This is a genomic window from Acinetobacter sp. YH12099 (assembly GCF_013419195.1).
In the GTDB taxonomy this organism is placed as follows: domain Bacteria; phylum Pseudomonadota; class Gammaproteobacteria; order Pseudomonadales; family Moraxellaceae; genus Acinetobacter; species Acinetobacter towneri.
The window spans coordinates 1-3,611 of the sequence record NZ_VPAP01000043.1 but is presented as its reverse complement, the minus strand read 5'-3'; the positions used below and the strand labels follow the sequence as shown (position 1 = coordinate 3,611).

At 37.7% G+C, this 3,611-nt stretch carries 3 protein-coding genes and 2 pseudogenes; 4 read left to right on the top strand and 1 reads right to left on the bottom strand.

The features are described from left to right. Positions 1-236: helix-turn-helix domain-containing protein (locus FTU39_RS13585; protein WP_179989179.1), on the bottom strand; the 236-nt coding region annotated here is incomplete at its 3' end. A gap of 156 nt (positions 237-392) precedes the next feature. Between FTU39_RS13585 and FTU39_RS13580 the strand changes: the two genes are divergently transcribed. The 4 genes and pseudogenes from FTU39_RS13580 to FTU39_RS13565 all read left to right on the top strand — a co-directional run bounded on the left by FTU39_RS13580 (position 393) and on the right by FTU39_RS13565 (position 3,185). After that, entirely contained in the window at positions 393-692 is a 300-nt protein-coding gene (locus FTU39_RS13580) for a hypothetical protein (RefSeq protein ID WP_179989178.1), read from the top strand. A 209-nt stretch (positions 693-901) separates the two neighbouring features. After that, positions 902-1,922, top strand: a pseudogene (gene istA / locus FTU39_RS13575) (IS21 family transposase). 13 nt (positions 1,923-1,935) lie between these two features. Next, positions 1,936-2,340: pseudogene (locus tag FTU39_RS13570) on the top strand (HlyD family efflux transporter periplasmic adaptor subunit); the annotation flags it as partial. Between the two features lie 173 nt (positions 2,341-2,513). Next, positions 2,514-3,185 (top strand): DUF4145 domain-containing protein, encoded by a 672-nt coding sequence (locus tag FTU39_RS13565; protein ID WP_179989177.1) that lies wholly within the window; start codon positions 2,514-2,516, stop codon positions 3,183-3,185. The last annotated feature ends 426 nt before the right edge of the window (positions 3,186-3,611 follow it).

Here is a 3,611-nt window from a genome sequence, read left to right as displayed (position 1 = left end):
ATGGAAAGGCACTTTGCTTTTAACAAGTCATCATGGCGACGATGGCCAGGTTGACCACGACTGGCATGAGCCAGACCTGAAACACCATCTTGATTGAGCTTCTGCAATAACCGGGTAATTTGACGGGTGGAAAGATTCAGGATTTCAGCAGCACGGACTTGGGTAATACGATGATCTCGAACGTCTTGCAGAACCGCAAGACGTTGAATTTCTTTGTCAGACATAGTGATCAGCATCTATATTTCATATCCAGTCCATGATGGTTAAATCATCATAAACTAGACATTTTTATTGGTGAGAATACAGACACTTTAAATGGGTTCTAACATTTCGATTTCGTATAAGGTGTATTATGTTAATTTTAGGGGAACTTAATTCTATAGGTGATACCAATGGACAAAAAGATAGAAGATAAAACTAAAGATATTAATGAAAAAATTCAAAAATTGGATTTAGCTATCCAAGAACTAATAGAAACTACAGACAATTTTTTTATTAATGATAAGTACTATGGAATTGAATGCGCTTTTATTTTAGACCATGCACTAAATATTAAAATGCACTTTTTCAACAAGTATCCAGCATTTGCACCACCTCACTTACGAGGAGTAGAAAATTATGATCGAATTATACATATTAGAGAAAATAATCCTGAAGATAAGCTAGAACAAATTTCTCCTCTTAAAGACTAAATTTTCTAATCTCGTACTTAGAATCCCCTACCATTTAACATAATGGTGGTTATACGAAATTTCAAAAAAATACAGTAAAAATGGGAGCTTAAGGCCACTGCTGTCCCATAAATATAACAAGTGTTAGCAGCAGTGTAAAAATAACCCTCTAACGGCATTTTAAAACTGACCCCCTTGGTTAATATAGCGGTCTTTTTGGACTGCTCAACATGTTAACTTTGGAGCAAGCAGTGACCATCCAAATTCTTCATCAACAAGGTAAATCCATTAAAGCCATTAGTCGTGAACTTGGGGTATCCAGGAATACCGTACGTAAATATTTACGGCAAAACACCACACCTCAGTATCGGCGTACACAACCTAGAATAAGTATTCTTGATCCATATAAACCCTATTTGCTTGAACGTGTAAATGCAGCTCATCCTGAATGGATTCCTGCCGTTGTGCTCTATAAGCAGATTTTAGGGTTTGGATATCCAGGAAAGATCAGGATATTGAGGGAATATCTTGCAACATTAAAACCCGTTGCCAAATCAGAACCCGTCATTCGTTTTGAAACCCAACCTGGTCAACAAATGCAGGTTGATTTCACCACGATTCGACGTCACCATACGACTTTGAAAGCCTTTGTGGCCACATTAGGTTATTCCAGAGCAACCTTCGTGAAATTTTATGATCATGAACGGACGGATGCATGGATCGATGGTCTGGAAAATGCATTTCAGTTCTTTGGGGGCGTACCTCAGGAAATCCTGTTTGATAACGCTAAAACGATCATGATTGAACGGGATGCCTATCAGGAGGGGCAGCACAAATGGAACCCCAAACTGCTCGATTGTGCCAAGAAATATGGCTTTCGCCTCCCGCGTATGTAAACCCTACCGCGCACAGACCAAAGGCAAAGTTGAACGCTTTAATGGATATCTCAAATCAAGCTTTATTGTGCAATTGAAAGCAAGCCTTAAGACTTCAGGCTTATTGTTGGATGTTGATGTTGCTAATGCCCACATTGGTCGGTGGTTGCATGAAACCGCCAATCAGCGGATTCATGCAACCACGCAAGAAAAACCAGCTGTTCGACTGCAGCAAGAGCAGCAAAGATTCGCGCCATTACCGCAATCAAATACGGTTTCCAGCATTGTGCCTGTTACAGCGGCACCGCATGTGATGCCCTACGAGAGTTTGCAGCATCCATTATCAGTATATGACCAGTTGCTGGGAGTTTCCTGATGAATCTGCAATTGGCGGAGTGATTTCTCAAAATGGCAAGTTGATGACAATTGTTCCGCTGGATGAACAACTTTTGGTTGAGGCACGTATTTCACCGCGAGATATTGCTTTTATTCATCCTGGGCAAGATGCACTGGTGAAGATCACCGCGTATGATTATTCTATTTATGGTGGGTTGAAAGGAAAAGTTTCTATTATTTCTCCAGACACCTTGAGAGATGAAGTTAAGCAAGATCAATTTTATTATCGAGTGTATATTCGAACGGATTCAGGAAAATTGATGAATAAAGCAGGCAAACAATTCAGTATTACTCCTGGCATGGTTGCAACAGTCGATATTAAAACAGGGGAGAAAACGATCTTAGATTATCTAATAAAACCATTTAATAAAGCGCAAGAGGCTTTAAGAGAAAGGTAAGCGTCCGCTGAACCCCACACTCTTTGAGTGGAACGTTCTTTAAAAAAACGTTCCACTTTATTGAATATTTATCAATACCGCATAGCTCGATGCAGGGTGCTATCTTCAGATATCTTATTTAACATAAAATGAAGTTATGCGACTTCAGAATGACCTAATACTTGAGAATAAATATGACCCAAAAAATACTAGATCGATTTTCTTCACTAATAGAAGAAGGTGATTCAATCTATCAAAAATGTGAAGCCGCTGGATCTGGTTATAATCCTGAATTACAATCAGCTTTTATCGAATGGCAAATGAAATCTAAAAATATATTAAGCATTACTTGTGGTGAAAAGTCACATTATTTGTCTCAGTTTGATAAAAATCTTAAAGCAGGAATGGGGGATACAAGAAAAGCAATATTAAATCGCGTGATTCCAATTTTAAGAGCGGCAGAAGATGATTTAAAAAATGGTTTTCTAATCACAATCAAAAAACTAATTCAGTCAGAGGTTTTTGATAGTGAGTTGGATCAAGCACAGCATTTCCTTGATTCAGGTTATAAAGTAGCTTCTGCTGTCACTGCTGGTGTAGTTTTAGAAACAGCAATTAAAGAATTAGCTAAAAATAACGGAATTGATATTTGCCAAGAAGGTACTACTAAACCTAAAAAACTTGATGCTCTTAATTCTGAATTAAAAAATGCTAATATCTATAGTGCTCTTCAACATAAGCAAGTTTTAACTTTGGCACATATAAGAAATAAAGCTGCTCATGGGGAGATTGAGGAATTTAATGATAACGATGTACAGAATATGATCCGAGATGTTGAAAGATTCTTACTTGAATATGCTTCTTAATACAACAAAAAAAGAGTCCACGTTATCTAATGGTGGACTCTAGTTCCAAATTTGAGACTAATAGAGTATCTATTTTCCAGATATTGAAATCATAGCCACGCAGACTTGCGTAGGTTTGACTGATACGCAAGTCGAGTAGCGGTCTGATTTCCGCATAACTTATGTTATGTTACTTGGGATACACTTGACGGTAAGATAATTTATTATTGCAACCGTCAAGTGCAGCACCAACGATATTATTGTAGGGTGCTGTGTTTAGATATCCTATTTAACATAATCAATATTATACGAAATACAGATGTAACTCCAAAATAGAAATGTCCGGTTTCTCCAAAGTAAAAATGTCCGCTTTTAGAATATGCGCTGTTGCAATTTTCTTAGCGGACGGTTTGATATGTTGGTGTCTATGTCGGATAAAGAACTTAA